This window comes from Streptomyces turgidiscabies Car8 (assembly GCF_000331005.1).
GTDB classification, from domain to species: domain Bacteria; phylum Actinomycetota; class Actinomycetes; order Streptomycetales; family Streptomycetaceae; genus Streptomyces; species Streptomyces turgidiscabies.
The window spans coordinates 1-19,493 of sequence record NZ_AEJB01000346.1 but is presented as its reverse complement, the minus strand read 5'-3'; the positions used below and the strand labels follow the sequence as shown (position 1 = coordinate 19,493).

7 protein-coding genes and 2 pseudogenes are annotated in these 19,493 nt (G+C 67.8%); all 9 read left to right on the top strand.

The window, feature by feature from the left end:
- Window positions 1-131 precede the first annotated feature (131 nt).
- Window positions 132-4,517: a LamG-like jellyroll fold domain-containing protein gene (locus tag STRTUCAR8_RS23385; RefSeq protein WP_044472733.1), complete on the top strand. Its 4,386-nt coding sequence runs from the start codon at window positions 132-134 to the stop codon at window positions 4,515-4,517.
- Window positions 4,518-4,599: 82 nt separating this feature from the next.
- Window positions 4,600-6,267 carry a hypothetical protein gene (locus STRTUCAR8_RS23380; protein WP_006378415.1) on the top strand — a complete coding sequence of 556 codons (1,668 nt, stop codon included), beginning with the start codon at window positions 4,600-4,602 and terminating at the stop codon, window positions 6,265-6,267.
- Window positions 6,268-6,409: 142 nt separating this feature from the next.
- Window positions 6,410-7,221, top strand: a protein-coding gene (locus STRTUCAR8_RS50005; protein ID WP_409080862.1) for an IS5 family transposase whose coding sequence is annotated in 2 segments (ribosomal slippage) — window positions 6,410-6,748 and window positions 6,751-7,221 — 810 coding nt in all. Because the reading frame shifts where the segments join, the coding sequence is not laid out codon by codon here.
- A gap of 784 nt (window positions 7,222-8,005) precedes the next feature.
- Complete coding sequence (locus tag STRTUCAR8_RS23365) at window positions 8,006-8,719, top strand: hypothetical protein (RefSeq protein WP_006378408.1); 714 nt, start codon at window positions 8,006-8,008, stop codon at window positions 8,717-8,719.
- A 70-nt stretch (window positions 8,720-8,789) separates the two neighbouring features.
- Window positions 8,790-8,987, top strand: a pseudogene (locus STRTUCAR8_RS55400) (transposase family protein); the annotation flags it as partial.
- A 208-nt stretch (window positions 8,988-9,195) separates the two neighbouring features.
- Window positions 9,196-9,357, top strand: a pseudogene (locus tag STRTUCAR8_RS55710) (ISAs1 family transposase); the annotation flags it as partial.
- 580 nt (window positions 9,358-9,937) lie between these two features.
- On the top strand, window positions 9,938-12,808 hold the full coding sequence (locus STRTUCAR8_RS23355) for a LamG-like jellyroll fold domain-containing protein (RefSeq protein ID WP_006378411.1): 2,871 nt from the start codon (window positions 9,938-9,940) through the stop codon (window positions 12,806-12,808).
- A gap of 98 nt (window positions 12,809-12,906) precedes the next feature.
- On the top strand, window positions 12,907-19,278 hold the full coding sequence (locus STRTUCAR8_RS23350; RefSeq protein WP_006378419.1) for an RHS repeat-associated core domain-containing protein: 6,372 nt from the start codon (window positions 12,907-12,909) through the stop codon (window positions 19,276-19,278).
- A 2-nt stretch (window positions 19,279-19,280) separates the two neighbouring features.
- The coding region (locus STRTUCAR8_RS23345) for a S1 RNA-binding domain-containing protein (protein ID WP_044472731.1) at window positions 19,281-19,493 on the top strand (213 nt) is incomplete at its 3' end.

The window sequence follows — 19,493 nt, the reverse complement described above, 5'->3', positions numbered from 1 at the left end:
ACCCAGGCACGTGCGGGTCGCCGGACACCTCCAACAGGCATGGATCGATCGCAGTGTTCGCCCTGCCATGTCCGCGCCCGTAGGAGTGCTCTGTGATGCCCAGCCCGTCAGTTCGTGACAGACGCGGCGGCTTGACCTGCCGTCTGACCCTGTTCGCCACTGCGGTCAGCCTGCTGGTCGCGATACCGACGGTTCGTGCCGCGGCTCTCGACCCCGCTGGCCCGTCCACCGGCGGCCCGATGCTGGTCGCGCAGACCGAGGCCGCGAGCAGCGGACAGGCCGTGCCGATCGATGACCTCACCACACAGACCTCCACCGTCACCGCCAATCCCGACGGCTCGTTCACCTCCGTCACCGATCTGATGCCGGTGCGGGTTCTCAAGGACGGTGCCTGGACACCGGTCGACGCCTCTCTCGCCGCGAACCCGGACGGCACCATCTCCCCCGCAGCCACTCCGAACAGCGTCAGCCTGTCCGGTGGCGGCACCGGGCCGTTGGTCACTCTGACGCACGCGGACGGGCACAGCCTGGCCCTGACCATGCCGTTCGCACTACCGGCCCCCACCCTTGACGGAGATACCGCCCTGTATTCGTCGGTGCTGCCCGGTGTGGACCTGTCGGTATCGGTCACCGACCAAGGCGGCTTCAGTGACGTCCTGATCCTCCACGACGCCGCCGCGGCGGCCGATCCCGAAGTGAAGAAACTCAGCGAGGCGGCCACCGCCGACGGTCTCACCCTGTCCGCCACACCGTCCGGCGGAATGGACGCCCTCACCGCCGACGGCGCGGTCGCCTACACCAGCCCACGCCCGCTGATGTGGGACTCCAGCACCGCCCCCACCACGCTCTCCAAGGCTGCCGCCAGCGCGGCGATCACCGCGGCCGACGACGACCCCACCGCCTCCTCCGCCGACGGACCCGGCATCGGCGCCAACGTCGACACGGTGCCGATGGCAACCACCTCAGGCGGCCTCACCCTGACCCCGGACACCGCCGTACTCAGCGACCCGGACACCAACTACCCGGTGTACATCGACCCGTTCACCAACCCCGTGACCAGTACCTCCGGGCACTACGACGAGGTCTACTCCAGCTCCACCTGCTCCGACAGCCCGCAGTACGACAAGCCGCAGACCAATGGTCAGGGCGTCGGATACCAGCAATGGGGCGGCAGTTGCGGTAACGGCGTGGAGCGTTCCTACTACGCCATCAACACCAGTGGCCTCGACCCCGCCATGGTGGTGTCCGAAGCCCTCATCACGGTGAGCACCACCTATGCGGCGAGCTGGGACTGCTCCCACAACCAGCCCATCACGCTGCACACCATCGGGCCGATCAACTCCAGCACCGACTGGAACAGCCACATCGGCGTCCAAGACGACGAATTCAAGCCCGTCGGCATCACCATCCCCAGCGCAGCGAACCCGGGCAGCGGTTGCAGCAATCACACCGCCAGCTTCACCGTCCCCACGCAGGCCCAGAAGATCGCAGACAAGGGCACCACCACCTGGTTCATCGGCCTGTACGGCAATGAGACGGCCTCCAGCGGCAACGAGGACTACCTGCGGATGTCCAGCAGCCTCAAACTGACCACGACCTTTGACATCCCGCCCGACGTCCCCACCAACCGCCACACCATTCCGTCGGCTGCAGGGGCCGGCGGCGACTGCGTCACCAGCGGCGACGGCTGGATCGGGGCCATCACCTACAGCACGGCAGGCAGCAACATCCAGCTTCACTCCAAGGTCGTCGCCAACGTCTCCGGTGAACTGGTGGACGCCTACTACCACGTATGGGATCGCACCGTCCTGGACAGCTCTGGCAACGCCGTCACCATGTCCAACCACGACAGCGGCAACCTCGCCTCCGGCACGGACGCCGACACCCCCATCGGTTTCACCCTCAAAGACGGGCACGAATACGGTTGGCACGTCTACGCCATGGACAACTCGACGGCCCATCTGGTGTCCGCCGCCAGCTCCGACTGCTGGTTCAAGACCGACTTCACTCCGCCCGACACCCCCGACATCGCTACCAACCCCACCTTCCCGCCCGTCGGCAGCGGTTCAGCCCAGGACTATGCGGGACCGGGTAAGACCACGGACTTCACGGTCACCGCGAGCGACGGAATCCCGGCCGACACCTGCAGTCCGAACGCCTGCCTGGCGAGCGGCGTCGACCATTTCCTGTGGCAGTTGGACAGCCAGCCCACAACCGCCACCGGCAGCACCGCACCGATCACGAGCACGGACAGCCAGGGCATGGCGACCGCAACCGTCACCATCCCTGTCAGGAACTGGGGTGTGCACACCCTGTACGTCGCGGCCGTGGACAAGGCGGGCAACATCTCCCAGGCTCCGGTGGCCTACACCTTCGCCGCCCCCTGGAACCCCACCACGAGGATCCAGCCCGGAGACATCACCGGCGACGGCACCCCGGACCTGCTCGCCACCACCAGTACCGGCGACCTCGAACTGATCCCCGGCAACACCGATGCTGCCCAGCCGGCCGCACCCGCGCAGACCGGCCCGATCAGTGGTACAGCTCCCGCCATCACACGTCCGGTGATCGTCTCAACCGCTGCTGATTCCCCCACCGGCACCTGGAACGACTACCTGATCGCTCACCGCGGAAACCTCCACGGCGCAGACGTCGACGATCTGTTCGCCTACAACAAGCAGACCAGCCAGCTCTACATAGTCAAGAACGACCTCGACCCCGCCGACGACAGCGCCACCCCCCGCGTCGACTACTCGACCTATCCCGGATACGTCGGGAAGCGATTCGACGTCGTCGCCAAGGACGCCTGCGCAGCCTCCGATGTCGTCGCGGACAGCACACGCTGCCGCACCGCCGACTACAACACCCAGAGCTGGAACATCGCCCAGCTCCTCACTCCCGGCAACGTGTACGGCAACAAACAGAACTACCCCGCTGTCATCACCGTCGAGAACAAACGCCTGTGGATGTACCAGACGGACGGCGGCGGCCACTTGACGGACCCGGTCCTGCTCGGCGATGGCGACTGGTCGGGGATGACACTGATCGGAGCCGGAACCACCGGCGGCGCAGGCACAGCCGATCCGAGCCAGAAGTGCGCCGTCAACGGCGGAACGCCGACGCTGTGGGCCCGCGACAACAACTCCGGCACGCTCTACACATACTCGATCAAGGTGGACCCGGCCACCTGTCTGCCCCCGCTCCTGCACCCTCCGACGCGCACCCCACTGACCTCATCGCTCACGGCCGTCGGCGGTGGATCGCTCTGCCTCGCCGATCCTTCCGCCAGCCTCGCCGACGACACCGCGATGATCCTCTGGAACTGCAACGGCCACGCCGAACAGGAATTCACCCTGCGCAGTGACAGCACCGTACGCGTGCTCGGCCACTGTCTTTCGGCAGAAAACGGCGGAACGTCCACCGGCACGCAGGCGGTCATCGACACCTGCGACGGATCCGCCCCTCAGAAGTGGTCGACCGGCACCAACGGCCGGCTCGTCAACACCAGCTCCGGCCTCTGCCTCGCCGATCCTTCCGCCAGCACCACACCGGGCACTCAGCAGATCCTGTGGACATGCGGGTCCGCAGGACAGAATTGGAACGCAGGCAGCGCCGGCGCTCTCCCTGCCGGAAACGCCCAGACCAATCTCGTACCCCTGCTGCCCGCCCGCAGCTACCCCAGCATCGCCTCACCCGGCGACGTCAACAGCGCCACCGGCGACCCGGACGGCAACCCCGACCTGTACACCGTGGACACGAGCGGACAGCTGACCGAACACGTCGGCGACACCCCCGACGGCACGACCGCGAGGTTCACCTCAGCCCCTGTCTCACTCGGGACCGTCACCAACACCGCCACCCACTGTTGGAACCTCTCCGACGGCACGGGCACCACCGCTGCCGACCCGACCGGCGATCTCCCGGCAACGCTGCACGGCGCAAGCAGTTGGTCCACCGACGCCACCCGCGGCACCACGCTGAACCTCTCCGGGACCAGCGGCTACGCCGACACCGGTGGACCTGCCGTCGACACATCTGGAAGCTTCACCGTCTCCGCCTGGGTGAAGCTCAACTCCCTCAGCGCCAACTCCACCGTCATCTCCCAGTCCGACGGCCCCGCTATCGGTGCTGCCAACGGTTTCCAGCTCTACTACTCCTCCGGCGCCCAGGTCTGGGCCTTCGGCCGCCACGACGACGACACCACCACCTCTGCCTTCACCGCCGCCTACGGCGCCAAGGCATCCCTCGGCCACTGGACCCACCTGGTCGGTGTCTACGACGCCGACACCAGCCGCCTCAGCCTCTATGCCGACGGCAGACTTTCCGCAACCAAGGCCTTCACGGGGCTCCCTTGGAACGCCACCGGCAGCGTCCAGATCGGAAGGAGTCTCGCCCAAGGCTCCTACGGCCAGTACGGCAACGCCCGGATCAGCGACATCCACATCTACGACACCGCCCTGCCCCCGGCCGACGCCTCCGCCCCCGGCGACAACCTCACGGTCACCGAACTCGACTGACCTGTCGGAGCACGTCACCCCAGTTCCCGACCTTGCCCAAGGCGCTCGCGCCCAAAGCTGGCCGATTCCCTGAGAGACCATCATGAGACGCAGCACCTTCCTGGCCGCAGCCGCGGCAACCGCCCTGTTCACAGGCCTTTCCCCGGCCCAGGCGGACGGCGGCGACGGCAGCCCCGTCCTGTCCGGCGCGGACGGCTGGTACAGCCAGCCAGGGATGCTCTTCGTGACGGCGCACTCCGCAAGTCCCCTCACCCACATCACGGCCCACTTCTATCCGCTGGACGCGCCGACAGGCGGACCGGAAGTCGGATCGACCGAGGACTTCTCCCAGTACTCCGGCCAGGACGCGACGTCAGGCACCTGGCGGGCACCGGTCCACCTCGCCGATCTCGGCGACTACCGGGTGACCGTCGACCTTGAGGCCGCCTCCGGCGCCACCGTCACCGGCGCCCTCTCCCCGTACACGCTGCAATACCGGACCATCGTCACGATCCCCGACCTGACCGCCACCCCCAGCGTGCCGGACTACATTCACCAACAGGTCTCCGTCAGCGGCACCGCTCTCGCCGAGGACCCCCGCCACCCCGACGACCCCACCCCCGCCGCCGACATACCCGTCGACATCGAGACCGGGCGCAGCCGGATGACGGCGACAACAGCGGCTGATGGTCGCTTCACAGCTGCATTCGTCCCCACCCAGACGTCCACCGACCTGTCCGCCGCGCCCGGGGCCTCCAGCGCCTACCCGGGCGCGATCGACCTCCTGCCACCCAAGCAGAACCTGCACACCACGCAGGCACCGGTCCGCTTCTCGGCGAGCACCCATGGCCTGGATCTGAAGCAGGGCACCACCGGCACCGTCACCGGCCGTGCCGAGATCCAGACCAGCGCCGGCTGGCAACCCCTGCCACACACCACCATCAGCCTCTTCGGCCTCGGCCCGGATGGTCTGGCTGATTTCGTAGCCGGCCAGGCCACCACCGACGGACAGGGCTCCTACACACTGCACGTCGCCTCCGGCAACGCCGCGCCGACCGCCGAACTCATGGTTGGTACCGCCTCCATGCCGTTCCAACAGGTCGCCACCGAACCCTTCAGCCTCCACGTTGCCCACACCACCTGGACCGAGATGAGCGCGTCCCTCAACGACGACTCGTCTCTCAAGGTCTACGGCTCCGTCTACTACGAGGACGCACGCGCGACCTGGCCTGCCAAGCCAACCGTGACCCTGGAGTACTCCAAGGACGGAAAGAGCGGCTGGAAGAGCGCCGCCACCCTCGCCGTCACGATCCGGCACAACAAGCCACAGATCCCGGAGACGTTCGCCCGCACCTTCACCACACCGATCACCAACGCCTACTGGCGTGCCCGCTTCAACGGAAATCCCGACCTGGCGACCAGCACCACCAAACCCGTCCACCTCTATCGCTACGCCACCCGCATCACCGGATTCCATGCCCCTCCCGACCCGGTCCGCAAGAATCAGCCGATCCGATTCACCGGCACGCTCCAGTACAAGAACGGCACCATGTGGAAGGCGCTCAGCGGTGAATCCCCCGCCCTTTACTTCCGGCCCCGCGGCTCCACCACGTTCCACTTCATAGCGGACCTCGGCACCGACAAACACGGTCGCCTCGTCGGCATGGCGACCGCCAAACAGGACGGCACCTGGGCTGTCGCCTTCGACCGCCAGACCGGAGGCCGCTTCCTGAAGAGCGCCCGGGTCACCGACTACGTCGATGTTCGGTGAACTGCCGCTGACGCCGCTCCTGGCAAGTTTCGTAGGCCGAGCGCCACAGCGCGAGTCCTCCGCGACTTACAACGGCTAACACAAAGAGGTGGATCGGTCCTGGCTGCCGTGTCCGGAGCGGGAGTTGAGCGTTCGGTTCGGTGTGGGGACGTCGCCGTGGATCGTGTCGGATGAGCTGTGGGACCGCCTGGAGCCGTTGCTGCCGCAGCGCGAGAGACGCTTTCGGTATCCGGGCCGCAAGCCGTTGCCGGACCGGGAGGTACTGTGCGGGATCTTGTACGTGCTGCACACCGGGATCCAGTGGGAGTACCTGCCGCAGCAGTTGGGCTTCGGCTCGGGCATGACCTGCTGGCGGCGTCTGAGGGACTGGAACGAGGCCGAGGTCTGGCAGCAGCTCCACGAGGTCCTGCTCGCTGAGCTGAATGCGGCCCTGCGGCTGGACTGGTCCCGCTGCGTGGTCGATTCCTCCCACGTCAGGGCCCTAAAAGGGGGCACCACACGGGCCCGTCACCGGTCGACCGGGGCCGGGCCGGCTCGAAGCATCATCTGATCACCGACGGGCACGGCACTCCGCTCGCGGTCCTGCTGACCGGCGGCAACCGCAACGACGTCACCCAGTTGCTGCCCCTGCTCGACGCGATCCCGCCGGTCCGGGGGCGGGTCGGCCGCCCCCGCCGCAGGCCCGACTCGCTGTTCGCGGACCGCGGCTACGACCATGACATCTACCGCGACCAGGTCCGCGACCGCGGCGTCGTGCCGGCCATCGCCCGCCGCGGCACCCGGCACGGCACCGGACTGGGCACCTACCAGTGGGTGGTCGAGCGCACCTTCGCCTGGCTGCACGGCTTCCGACGCCTGCGCATCCGCTGGGAACGCAGAGCCGACATCCACGAAGCGTTCCTCAAACTCGCCTGCTGCCTCATCACCAACCGACAACTCAACTCATTGTGTTAGCCGTTGTTATAGGGTTGCCACAACCTGTGTTGCTGGCACTTGAAAGCGGTAATGCTTGTGTCCGTGGCACTCGCGGTGGCCGCCCGGTGGCCGGACGCCTTTGGACGACTTCGAACGAGGCGGCACGGGACAACCGGCTGTACGTGCTCTGATCAGGCTGAACGTCACTCGGCAGCATGGCGCGGCATCAGGCAACACGAACGCTCACGGTCTCGTAATGCGTAGGTCTCGGGTTCGAATCCCGAAGGCGGCTCCATAGTGAATCCCGGGTTGCGCCTCTGAACTGGGGTTTCTTGTTTTGGCTGGCCTTGGAATTCAGGCTAATCCGGCACGTGTGGTCTGTGCATCGCAATGCGTAGGCCTGAGGTTCGCAGTTGGTGGCGGTTTCGCTCTGCAGGGCTGTGAGCTGGCCTTTTATCTCATGTGGCCACTCTCTTCGGGCTGTTCGGATTGGCGTGGTGGCCGTGTGGTGGCCGAGCGTGCAAACCGGCTCTCGGCTAACCGTGAAATTGGTGGTTCGCAGTGAGAGTGATGGTTGTTGCATCTCGACAATCGCGCTCCGTCTGTGGCCCCGTTCGGGCGGCCGCTGGCCCTGACCTGTTGTGGTGGGGTTGGGTGACAGGCAGGGCGTCGGCGTAGTCGTCGGGCGTCCGTTTCGTGATCACGTGAGCTGAAGGAGGGTGAGCGGGCGGTTCCCTGCCCACGGACGTACGCCTCGGAGTTGTTGCGTCTGCCAGCACCGTCAGGTGGAGCGAGCCGACTGTGTTGGAGGATGATCTCCTGCGTGGCTGAAGAGGCAGGTACTGGTGCGGACGACGCTTGTCTATGGGATGAGCGACTGAGCTGGGCGTTCGGACTGATAGCGGATGATCCGGCTGCGAGGACCGCAGCGCTTGCCCATCTGGCTGAGGCACGGAGGCAGGTCGACGACGCGCGCGGTCGGTTCAACGAGACGTCGCGGCTGACGCGGCCCCTGGGAGCGGACGAGCAGTACCGGGAGCCGGCCTTTCTCAAGGCGCGTCGGAGGTATCAGCAGGCGCAGCGACGTTCGCTGCCCGACGGGCTGTGGGATCGCCCTGCGAGCGAGGATCTGGCCACTTGGCCGGGGTTGCCCTACGCGTTGCTCTTCCTGGAGTGGGAAGCGAGATTCCCGCAGGACTGGACGCAGCATGCGAAGGCGTGGAGTACGAAGGAGAGCCTGATCCGGGAGGTGGCCCGTGCCCGCCAGGAGGAGGCGATCAAGGCGATGCTCACCGACCTGGTCGAGATCGTCGTCCACCGTGCGTATCGCTGCAAGGACCGCGAGTACGTGCGGGTTGCCCGGGCTGTCGACAGCGCTGACCTGCGCGGCAGGCTCGATCGGGCAGCCGATTCCGACAGCCCGTGGACCCGGTGCCATGCAGGGTATGTGCTCTGGCTCCTTGACCGCCCTGACCTGCCGAATACCCGTCATGTCTGGCAGACCTGGGTGGCAGGCAGGGCTGCGGCGTTGATGTGACCTGAGGACGATGCCGGGAAGGTCCCGCGATCATGGAGTGTCTACGCCCTCGTGACCTGCCTGGAAGACCGTGCCTGCCGACGCATCATCCGCGATCCCGCTCGCCCTTGACCAGCTCCGAGAGCATCTCGACGTCGGCCCCGGCGAGGTGCCCGGCTTGCTGGAGCGGCTGACCCAGGTGCCGGACCCGCGCGATCCGCGCGGAGTGCGGCACGCCCTGTCCGTCGTCCTCGCGCTGACCGCGTGCGCGGTGCTGGCCGGGGCGACTTCGCTGCTGGCAGTCGGCGGGTGGATCGCGGACGCGCCACCGCAGGTACTGGAGGGACTTGGCGTGTGCCCTGATCCGGTGCTGCCTCGGCGGCAAGGACATCCCGCTCCAAGGCCGCACCCACGGCACAGGCCACGGCCGCGCCGAGATCCGTCGCATCAAGGTCGCCACCGCGGGCAACCTGCGCTTCCCCGGCGCCCGCCAGGCCGTGCAGATCAAGCGCCGACGAACCGACCGCAAGACCGGCAGGATCACCCTCACCACCGTTCACGCGGTCACCAGCCCGACCGCCGAGCAGGGCACTCCCGCCCAGCTCGCGAAGCTCATCCGTGACCACTGGAAGATCGAAGTCCTGCACCACGTCCGCGACACCACCTTCGCCGAGGACGCCTCCCAACTGCGGACCGGCAACGCACCCCGCGCCATGGCAACCTGGCGCAACCCTGCCGTCGGCGCCCTGCGAATGAACGGCGTGAAGAACATCGCCTCCGGCCTCCGCCGGAACGCGCGCGACGCCCGCCGACCCGTCGCACTCCTCGGCCTCGCGTGATCACAAAACGGACGCCCGCCGACTACGTCGAAGCCCTGGGGTGACAGGCAGCTGTGTGCGGAAAGCGCCGTCCATGCGGACCAGGGCCCCTCTCATCGCCCCTGGTCTCCGAAATGCATCGAGGAATCCCTGGGTCTTCGCCGACGAGCCGTTCACTGCCGCCTTCGGGGTCAGTGGTGCCCCCGGGATGGCGCCAGTAGTGCTTTCTCTGGTCATGGTTCTGCCGTTCTCCGAGAACCTGAATCGACCGGCAGGAAGCGGCCTGTGGGGTGGCTCACTCTAGAAATGCCCTTGATTTGGTCAAGGGCGTCCCATACGTTTCTCCCGCCACTGCAATGAGACATGGCCACATCAATTTCATAGCGGGCTCTGGGGAGAGCCTGAGGGGGGAGACAAGGGCATGACCAACCCTTGGTTCCGGCGGCTTCGTGCTGCCCGGACGCTCGGCGTGCTGTTCGGTGGCGCCGTCGTCCTGGGCTCGTTGCCCGCCGTCACCAGTCCGGCCGGTGCGGCCGGCAGCGCACCGCCGGCCTCGGGCGAGGCGGCTGCGTTCGCACTGGCAGCTGAGACCGGCGAACCGGTGGAGATCATTCAGCAGCGCACAGAGGACGAACTCGTCTTCGCCAACCCAGACGGCTCGTTGACCAGTGAGACCAGCGTCCAGCCGCAGCGGGTGGAGCGTTCCGACGGCAGCTGGGTGAAGGCCGACGCGACCCTCGAACGTCGGCCGGACGGCACGTTCGGGCCGAAGGCCGCCGTCGTCGACCTGGCCTTCGCGGCGGGCGGCTCGTCCGACTTCGTCACGCTCGGCGAGGAGGGAAAATCCTTCACGCTGAGCTGGCCCACACCGCTGCCCGAGCCGGTCCTGAACGGGGACACCGCCGAGTACCGCGAGGTGCTGCCCGGCGTGGATCTGCTGGCCAGCGCTTCGGTCACCGGCTACTCGTACGTCCTGGAGGTGAAGACACCGGAAGCGGCCCGCAGCGAAGAACTGGCCGAGCTGCGGCTGCCCGTACGGTCGGAGGGCCTCGATCTCGGCACCGGCCCGACCGGCGGTCTCCAGGCGGTGGACGCCTCGGGCGAGCGGGTCTTCGGCGGTCAGGCACCCAAGATGTGGGACTCCGCGAACGCCGGGCTCCCCGCCGACGCCGTCCCCGCCTCGGGCACGGACACCCCAGCCCAGGCGGCTCCCGACGCGGGCGCGAAGGTCGTTGACATGACCCTCGACGTCTCCGCGACGGCCGTCACCGTCGAGCCCGACCGCGCCCTGCTCACCGCCGCCGACACCGACTTCCCGGTCTACATCGATCCCGAGGCCGGGATGTCGAAGAGCGAGTGGCTGTACGTGTCGAGCTCGCATCCGAGCACGGAGTTCCACAAGTTCAAGGACGAAGAGGGTGTCGGCCGCTGTTCGGCCAAGACCATCGGCGGCATTTACTACGTGTGCAGCGGCTCGCCGTACACGAACCGCATGTACTTCCAGTTCGCCACGAAGGGCTGGAAGAACCGCACCATCTCCAAGGCGGTCTTCGAGGTCTACGAGACCTTCTCCTTTTCCTGTACCAAGAGCACCGTCAACCTGCACATGGTCGCCGAGGGCGGTGTCGACTCCGCCACCAACTGGAACAACAGGCCCAAGGACGGCGACCTGATGGTCGACAGGACCGTTGCCTACGGCCGGGGCGACAGTTGTAGCCCTGACGCGCCGCCCAGCTGGGTCGACTTCGCCGACAACGCCGACGAGAGCAACGAGAACCTCACCTCGTCCGTCAGTAAAAAGGCCGCCGGCGAGGACCCGATCGCGTTCTCGCTGCGTGCCGCCGACGAGGACGACCCCAACTCCTGGAAGCGGTTCCAAGGTGACAACGCCAAGCTCGTCGTCACCTACAACACCCGCCCGGACAAGCCCACCGGTGAGCGGTTGACCAACCCGGACGAGAAGACCTGCACCACCGACAACACCAAGCGGCCCTGGATCCGGGACGCGACCCCAGCGATGTCCGTCACCGGCACGGACGTCGACTCGCACACCGACGGCACCGGCCAGAACCTCACCGCGACCTTCCAGGTGTGGGACCAGGACACGAGCCGTCCCCTTGTCTACGAAGGCAAGGACGGGCCGCAGAACGAGGGCAAGTTCGAACGGGAGATCCCCGTCAGGGAACTCAAGCACGGTGGCGGCTACCGCTGGCGCGCACAGACCTATGACGGCTCCACCGGCAAACTGAAGGCCTCCGGGTACTCCCCGTGGTCAGACTGGTGCGAGTTCGTCGTCGACGTGGAGCGGCCCGACGCCGAGCCGCGGGTCGAGCCGGTCGCGGCCGAGGCCGACCTGCCGGCGGGCACCAAGCGGCACTTCACCCTCTCCGCGAACGGCAACTCCGACTCGGTGTTCAAGAACGACGTCGAGTTCTACGAGTGGGACCTCGGCAACGACACCCCCACCCGCAAGGCCGACCCGGCCGCCCTCGGCGGCAACGCCACCATCGAGGTCGCGCCGAGCACCTTCGGCCCGAACGTGCTCTACGTCCGCAGCGTCGACCGCGCCGGCAATCGCGGCCCCCTGGAGAAGTACTTCTTCACCGCCGGCCGCGCCTGCGCCGACGCCCTCGCCGATACCTGCGCCGCCGCCGTCTACGGCCTCGACCAGGCATCCGGCAGCACCGCCCCCGACGGATCCGGCCACGACCGGGACCTGGCGGTCAAGGGCGCCGACTGGGTCGCCGGCAACAACGCCGCGAGCGACCCGGCCGACAAGGCCCTGCGCTTCAACGGCACCACCGACCACGCCACCGCCGTGTCACCGGTCCACACCGGGCAGGCGTTCACCGTCTCGGCGTGGGTACGGCCCACATCGCTGGCCAAGAACATCTCGGTGATCAGCCAGGCGGGCAGTCAGGGCAACGGATTCAACCTCTACTACTCCACCGCCTACAAGCGCTGGATCTTCGGCCGGCACATCAGCGACACGGCGGACTCCGACCTCGTACGCGCCATGGCGGCGAGCGAGCGTCCCGCGGCCGTGAACAAGTGGGTCCACCTCGCCGGTACGTACGACCCGGTGGCGCGGAGGTTCACGCTCTACGTCGATGGCGAGGAGCAGGGCAGTGCCACCGTCACCGACGTCTGGAATGCCACCAAGGGGCTCAACATCGGCCGCGCCCAGTACGGCGCCGACTGGTCCGATCCCTTCGCCGGTGACATAGACGACGTACGCCTCGTCCCCGGCCTGCTGTCGGGCACCGAGATCTTCCGGCTCGCCAACAGCTGAGAACCACCGGCGGCTTCTGACCAGAGCCGCCCTCCCGGGTGCCCGAACTCCTCGGGCACCCGGGCACTTTGCACATCCACACGGGAGGGGGAGCGCGCGTGCGCGCATCACGCAGACGTACTGCACATACCTGGGCGAGAGGTCTCGCCGTAACCATCACATCCACTCTGACCATCACCCTGCTCCAGGGCACCCCGGCCCTCGGCGACGATCCCGACGACGCTCGTGAGAAGCGGCGCCCCAAAACCCAGGACATCGCCTCGACCCCGGTGGTGGAGCAGGACGGCCAGACCACCCCGCTCAAGCACACCAAGGGGTACGGCGGGACGTTCCGCCCGAAGGCGGCCTGGCCGAAGGCGGGCAGCGCCACTGTCGACCTCGCGGGCTTCAACAAGCGCAGCGCACTGTCGAGCACCAAGGCGGGTTCGCTCCCGGTCCGGGTCGGCCCGCCCAAGGGCCTTGGCAAGTCGGCCCGGGCCGCGGGCGCGGCCGGGGCGGTCCTGCCCACCCGCGCCAAGGTCGACGTCCTCAGCCACACCGCCGCGCAGAAGGCCGGCATCGACGGCCTTCTGCTCAAGGTCACCCGTGCCGACAACCGGACGTCGGCCACGAACGGCAAGGTCTCCGTCGAGGTCGACTACGCGGCCTTCGCCCAGGCCTATGGCGGCGACTGGGCCCAGCGGCTGCGTCTGGTCGAACTGCCCGCCTGCGCGCTGACCACGCCCACGGCGGCCAAGTGCCAGACCGTCACCCCGCTGAAGACCGACAACGACGTCCGCGGGCAGAAGCTCACCGCCGACGTGGCCGCGCTGTCGGCCGCCAAGGCCCCGCTGGTCGCGGCGGCGGCGGGCCCAGCGGGCGGTTCGGGCTCGTACACGGCGACCTCGCTGGCGCCGTCCGCGTCCTGGCAGGTCGCCGGGCAGACCGGCGGCTTCACCTGGCAGTACCCGCTGCGGGTCCCGCCCGCCGTCGCCGGGCCCTCCCCGCAACTGGGCCTCGGCTACAACTCCGCGTCCACGGACGGCCGTACGGCCTCCAGCAACAACCAGACCTCCTGGATCGGCGAGGGCTTCGACCTCAGCGTCGGCTACATCGAGCGCTCCTACCGGGCCTGCACGGAGGACGGCCACGACGAGGCCGGGTCGCAGAAGTACGACCTGTGCTGGCACTCCGACAACGCCACCATGAACTTCGGTGGCCGGGCCGGTGAGCTGGTCAAGAAGGGCAAGGACGAGTGGCGGCTGAAGCAGGACGACGGCACCGTCATCGAGCGTAGGTACAACGGGTTCAATTCCGACGACAACGACGAGTACTGGGTCGTCACCACCACCGACGGCACCCGCTACCACTTCGGCAAGGGCAAGCGGGAGTCCGAGGCCGCCGACACCGAGAACACCGGCGCCACCCTCGAAGTCCCGGTCTTCGGCGACGACAAGGACGAGCCCTGCCACGCCGACACCTTCAAGGACTCCCGCTGCCAGCAGGCCTGGCGCTGGAACCTCGACTACGTCGTCGACGTGCACGGCAACTCGATGACGTACTACTACGGCACCGAGACCAACAAGTACGACAGCGTGCGCGGTGACAAGGTCGTCTCCTACGACCGCGGCGGCTGGCTCAAGCGGATCGAGTACGGCGAGCAGCAGGGCAAGGAGAACACGACCGCCGCGCCCTCGCAGGTCGTCTTCGACGTCGCTGAGCGCTGCACGGGTGCCGCCGCCGACTGCGAGCCGGCCGATCTGAAGGAGTCCACCGCCACACGCTGGCCGGACGTACCGTTCGAGCAGATCTGCACCTCCGACACCGAGTGCAAGGACCAGTGGTCCCCGACCTTCTTCTCCCGCAAGCGGCTGGCGAAGGTCACCACGCAGGTCCTGGGGGCCGACGGCAAGACGTACGGGGACGTCGACGAGTGGGACCTGGCGCACAAGTACCAGAGCGCCGACACCACGCACGCCCCGGCCATGTGGCTGGAGTCGGTCACCCACTCCGGCAAGGACGGCGCGAACAAGCTCCCGAAGGTCACCTTCTACGAGCGCCAGGACGCCAACCGGGTCGACACCGGCTCCGACGACCGCCTGCCCATGTATAAGTGGCGCATCCGGGCCATCCAGTCGGAGACCGGCGGCACCATCTCGGTCAACTACAAGCCGACCGAGTGCACCCCCTCCACTCTCCCCACCCCCGAGACCAACACCAAGCGCTGCATGCCGTCCTTCTGGTCGAAGGAGGGCACGGTCGGGGAGAAGGAGGACTGGTTCCACAAGTTCGTCGTCGACACGGTCGTCGAGGACGAGGTCACCGTCACCGGCCCCAACAAGGTCACCTCCTACGACTACTCCGGCGCCGCCTGGGCCTTCGACGACAGCGAGCTCGTCAAGACCAAGAAGAAGACCTGGAACCAGTGGCGCGGCTTCCGTACGGTCACCATGAGGACCGGTGAGGCCGGTAGTAAGCAGCTCCGTACCGAGAGCACCTACCTCCAGGGTATGGACGGCGACCGGGAGAAGGAGTCCGGCGGCACCAAGTCCGTCACGGTCACCGCCTCCGACGGCACGAAGATCCGTGACGACGCCCGCCACCAGGGCTTCGGCGTGGAACAGCGCAGCTTCAACGGCAGCGCGGAGGTCACCGGTTCGGTCAGCACCCCCTGGAAGTCCGAGCCCACGGCGACCGAGGGCAAGGACGAGGCGTCCTTCGCCGCCGTCAAGTCGACGAAGACCCGCACCGCCCTCGATGACGGCAAGGTCCGCCGTGCCTCCATCGAGCACTTCTACGACGCGTACGGCATGCTCGTCCGCTCCTCCGACTCCGGCGACCTGGCCGTCCCGGACGACGACACCTGCACGACGAACGAGTACAACCGCAACACGGACGCGAACCTGCTGACCCTGCTGAAGCGCGTCACGGTCGTGCCGGTCAACTGCGACGACGGCGCCCCCTCCTACAAGGGCGAGGCGATCTCCGACGTCCGTACCTGGTACGACAACCGTGACACCTACGGCACCACGCCCACCAAGGGTGACGTGGTCCGCAGTGAGAAGGTCAAGGGCTACGCGGACGACGGCACCCCGCAGTACGTGACGACGTCGACGGCCTTGTACGACGTGCACGGCCGTGTCGTGGAGTCCGCCGACCAGGCGAACAACGCGACGAAGACGATATACACGCCGACCACTGGTGGCCCGGTCACGGGCATGAAGGTCGAGGACCCCCTCGGTAACACCACCGCCTCCAGCGTCGACCGCCGCTGGGGCCTGGTCACCTCCACGGTCGACGCCAACAAACAACGCACCGACCTGGAGTACGACGCCCTCGGCCGCCTGCTGAAGGTCTGGCTCCCGGGCCGTGCCAAGGCGACGGACACGGCGAGTCTCGAATACGGCTACCTGGTCCGCAACAACGCGCCCGTCGTCACCACCACCAAGTCGCTGCTGCCGAACGGCTCGGTGGCCACCAGCCACCAGATCAGCGACGGTCTGCTGCGTCCGCGTCAGACCCAGACACCGGCGGCGAACTCGGGACGGGTCATCACGACCACCGAGTACGACACCCGCGGCCTGACGACGAAGGAGATCGGGCCGTTCTACAACACGGCGGCCGTAGGCACGACGTTCGTGAACGTGGCCGACGCCTCCGAGGGGACCCCTCGGGAGACGGAGACGGTCTACGACGCGGCGGGCCGGGCGACCGACTCGATCTTCCGCGTCGCGGGCGCCGAGAAGTGGCGCACCAAGACCGCGTACCACGGAGACCACACGACCGTCGATCCACCGGAGGGCGCCACGCCCACGGCGACCTACACCGACGCCCAGGGACAGACGACCAAGGTCCTGGAGTTCAGGGCGTCGTCACCCACGGGCGCGGCGGACACGACGTCGTACGACTACGACGTGGCGGGCCGGGTCAGCGAGGTCAAGGACGAGTCGGGCAACCTCTGGTCGTACCAGTACGACGTGCGTGGCCGGCAGACCCAGGCGATCGACCCCGACGCGGGTACAGCGTGGATGACGTACAACGACCTGGACCAGCTGAAGACGGTCCGTAACCAGCGTGACACCACGCTCACCTTCAGCTACGACAAGCTGGGCCGTCAGCGCTCGCTCTACAACGGCGACAAGAAGCTGACGACCTGGGAGTACGACAGCGCCACCGTCCCCAACGGCAAGGGGCGTCTCGCCTCGGCCACGAAGTGGATCGGTGACAAGGGCTACACCTCGTCGGTCGACGCGTACGACGTAGCGGGCCGCCCGACCAAGACCTCGGTGACGATCCCCGCCGCCGAGGGCAAGCTGGCCGGTACCTACACCTCGACGGCGTCGTACAAGCCGGACGGCTCGATCGGCGAGGTGGGTCTCCCGGCGGCCGGCGGTCTCCCGGCGGAGACGGTCACCACCGGCTACACGGCGACCGGTCTGCCGTCCTTCACCCTGGGTGACACGACCGACTACGCCCGCGAATCCCGCTACTCCAACTACGGCGAACTCCTCCAGCTCACGCTGGGCACCGCCAGCGCCGACAAGTACACCTGGCTCACCAACACCTACGAGGAGGGCACCCGGCGCCTGGAGCGCGCCCGCATCGACCGGGAGATCGTCAAGACCCCCGACTCTGACATCACCTACGGCTACGACGCCACCGGCAACATCCTCAAGGTCGCGGACGCCCCCGAGGGCAAGACCGCGGACGTCCAGTGCTTCACGTACGACTACCTGCGCCGCCTGACCGAGGCGTGGACCCAGACAGCCACCGCCTGCGCGCCGAGCGCCGGTGAGGCGACCGTCGGCGGTCCGGCGCCGTACCGGCACTCCTACGCGTACGACGCGGCGGGCAACCGCACCGGTGAGGTCCGCCACGCCACCGGCACGACCGGCGACGCGGCGATCACGCAGACGACGACGTACGTGCCGAAGACCCAGGACGCCAAGGGCGGCACGCACGCACACGCCCTGAAGTCGGCCGAGACCCGCACGGCAACGCCGGGCTCGTCGGCGAAGGAGGTGACGGCGGCCCAGTCCTTCGCGTACGACGAGGCGGGGAACACCATCCGCCGTACGAAGGCGGCGACGGACCTCTCCCCGGCGGTCGACCAGAAGCTGGACTGGGACGAGGAAGGCCGCCTGAGCGCGGTCACCCCGTACCTGTCCGGCGACGCACTGGACGAGGCGAACAAGACCTCGTTCGTGTACGGCCCGGACGGAAGCCGCCTGCTCCGCAAGGAGAAGGGCGCCGTCACGCTGTACCTGGGCAGCCAGGAGATCCGCCTCGACACGGCGAAGAACTCCGTGTCGGGCACGCGCTACTACTCGCACGGCGGCAAGAAGATCGCCGTACGGACGCCGGCCGGCGTGACCTGGCTGGTCGGCGGCCAGAACGGCACCGCCGAGATTGCCGTCAAGGCGTCCGACTCGGCGATCGTCCAGCGCCGCACCCTCCCCTTCGGCGAGGTACGCGGAGCCAGGCCGACGGCGGGTGCGTGGCCCGGCGACAAGTCGTTCGTGGGCGGTACGGCCGATGCGACCACCGGCCTGATCCAGCTCGGCGCACGCGCGTACGACCCGGCCGCCGGCCGCTTCGTGTCCGTGGACCCGATGCTCAACCTCGCGGACCCGCAGCACCTCAACGCCTACGCATACGGCCGCAACAACCCGTTGGCCTTCCCGGATCCGACGGGCCTGTACTGGGGCGAGTCCTGGCTGAGCCCGTTCGGCCACGGCGCCCTCGATGTCATCGGCCTGGTGCCCGCTTTCGGTGAGCCGGCGGACCTGCTCAACGGCGCCTGGTACACGGCCGAGGGCAACTACATCGACGCGGGCCTGTCCTATGCCTCGGCCATTCCGATCGCGGGCTACGGCGCGAGCGCGGCGAAGGGCGCGCGGTACGTCGACAAGGCGGTCGACGCGATCGACGCGGCGACGGACACCGTCAAGGCGGCCGACAAGACGAAGGACGCCGTCAAGAACGCCGAGAACGTGACGCCGCCGTCCACCCCCAAGCCCAAGCCTCCGCCGAAGCCGGCCCCGCCGGCCAAGCCCAAGCCGGCTCCGCAGGCCAAGAAGGCAGACGGCCCGAAGAAGAGCGAGAAGGCGGACGCCGACAAGCCCGCGAGGCCGAAGAAGGACGGCGATCCGGACAACGTCTACATCTACAAGGCTCCGTACAAGGGAAAGACCAAGAAGATCGAGGAGGAGGGCTTCAAGCCCGAGGACTACCCGGGCAGCAAGAACCAGAACCCGGACGGCGCCGCCTACTTCGGCCTGGGCGACAAGGGGCTGGACATCGCGGAGGACTACGCTGGGCGTGGTATCTACGATGGGAAAGTCGTGGAGATCAAGATCCCCAGGGCTGACTTCGACCAGTATTTTGAGAAGTTCGTTGGTAGGCACAACGGAGTTCCACGCGCCGAGGTGGGAATCCCCAAGGAGATGTTCGGTCTCCTCAACTCATATCCGCTGAGAGTGATGGACTAGCTATGACCGACCCTGAGGTACCCGAGGCCGAGATGCGCCTCATGGGGAGCATCGTCGAGGGAGAGGCCACAGCTGTCTTCCCCTGGGGAGTCATCGTGGACCTGGGCCTGTCACGGGACGGCCTCATCGATGTCCTCTACATCGACGACGACGACAACTACCAGGTGGGCGACCGCGTGTCCTGCTACCTGGACGACTTCGACGAGATGAAGAAC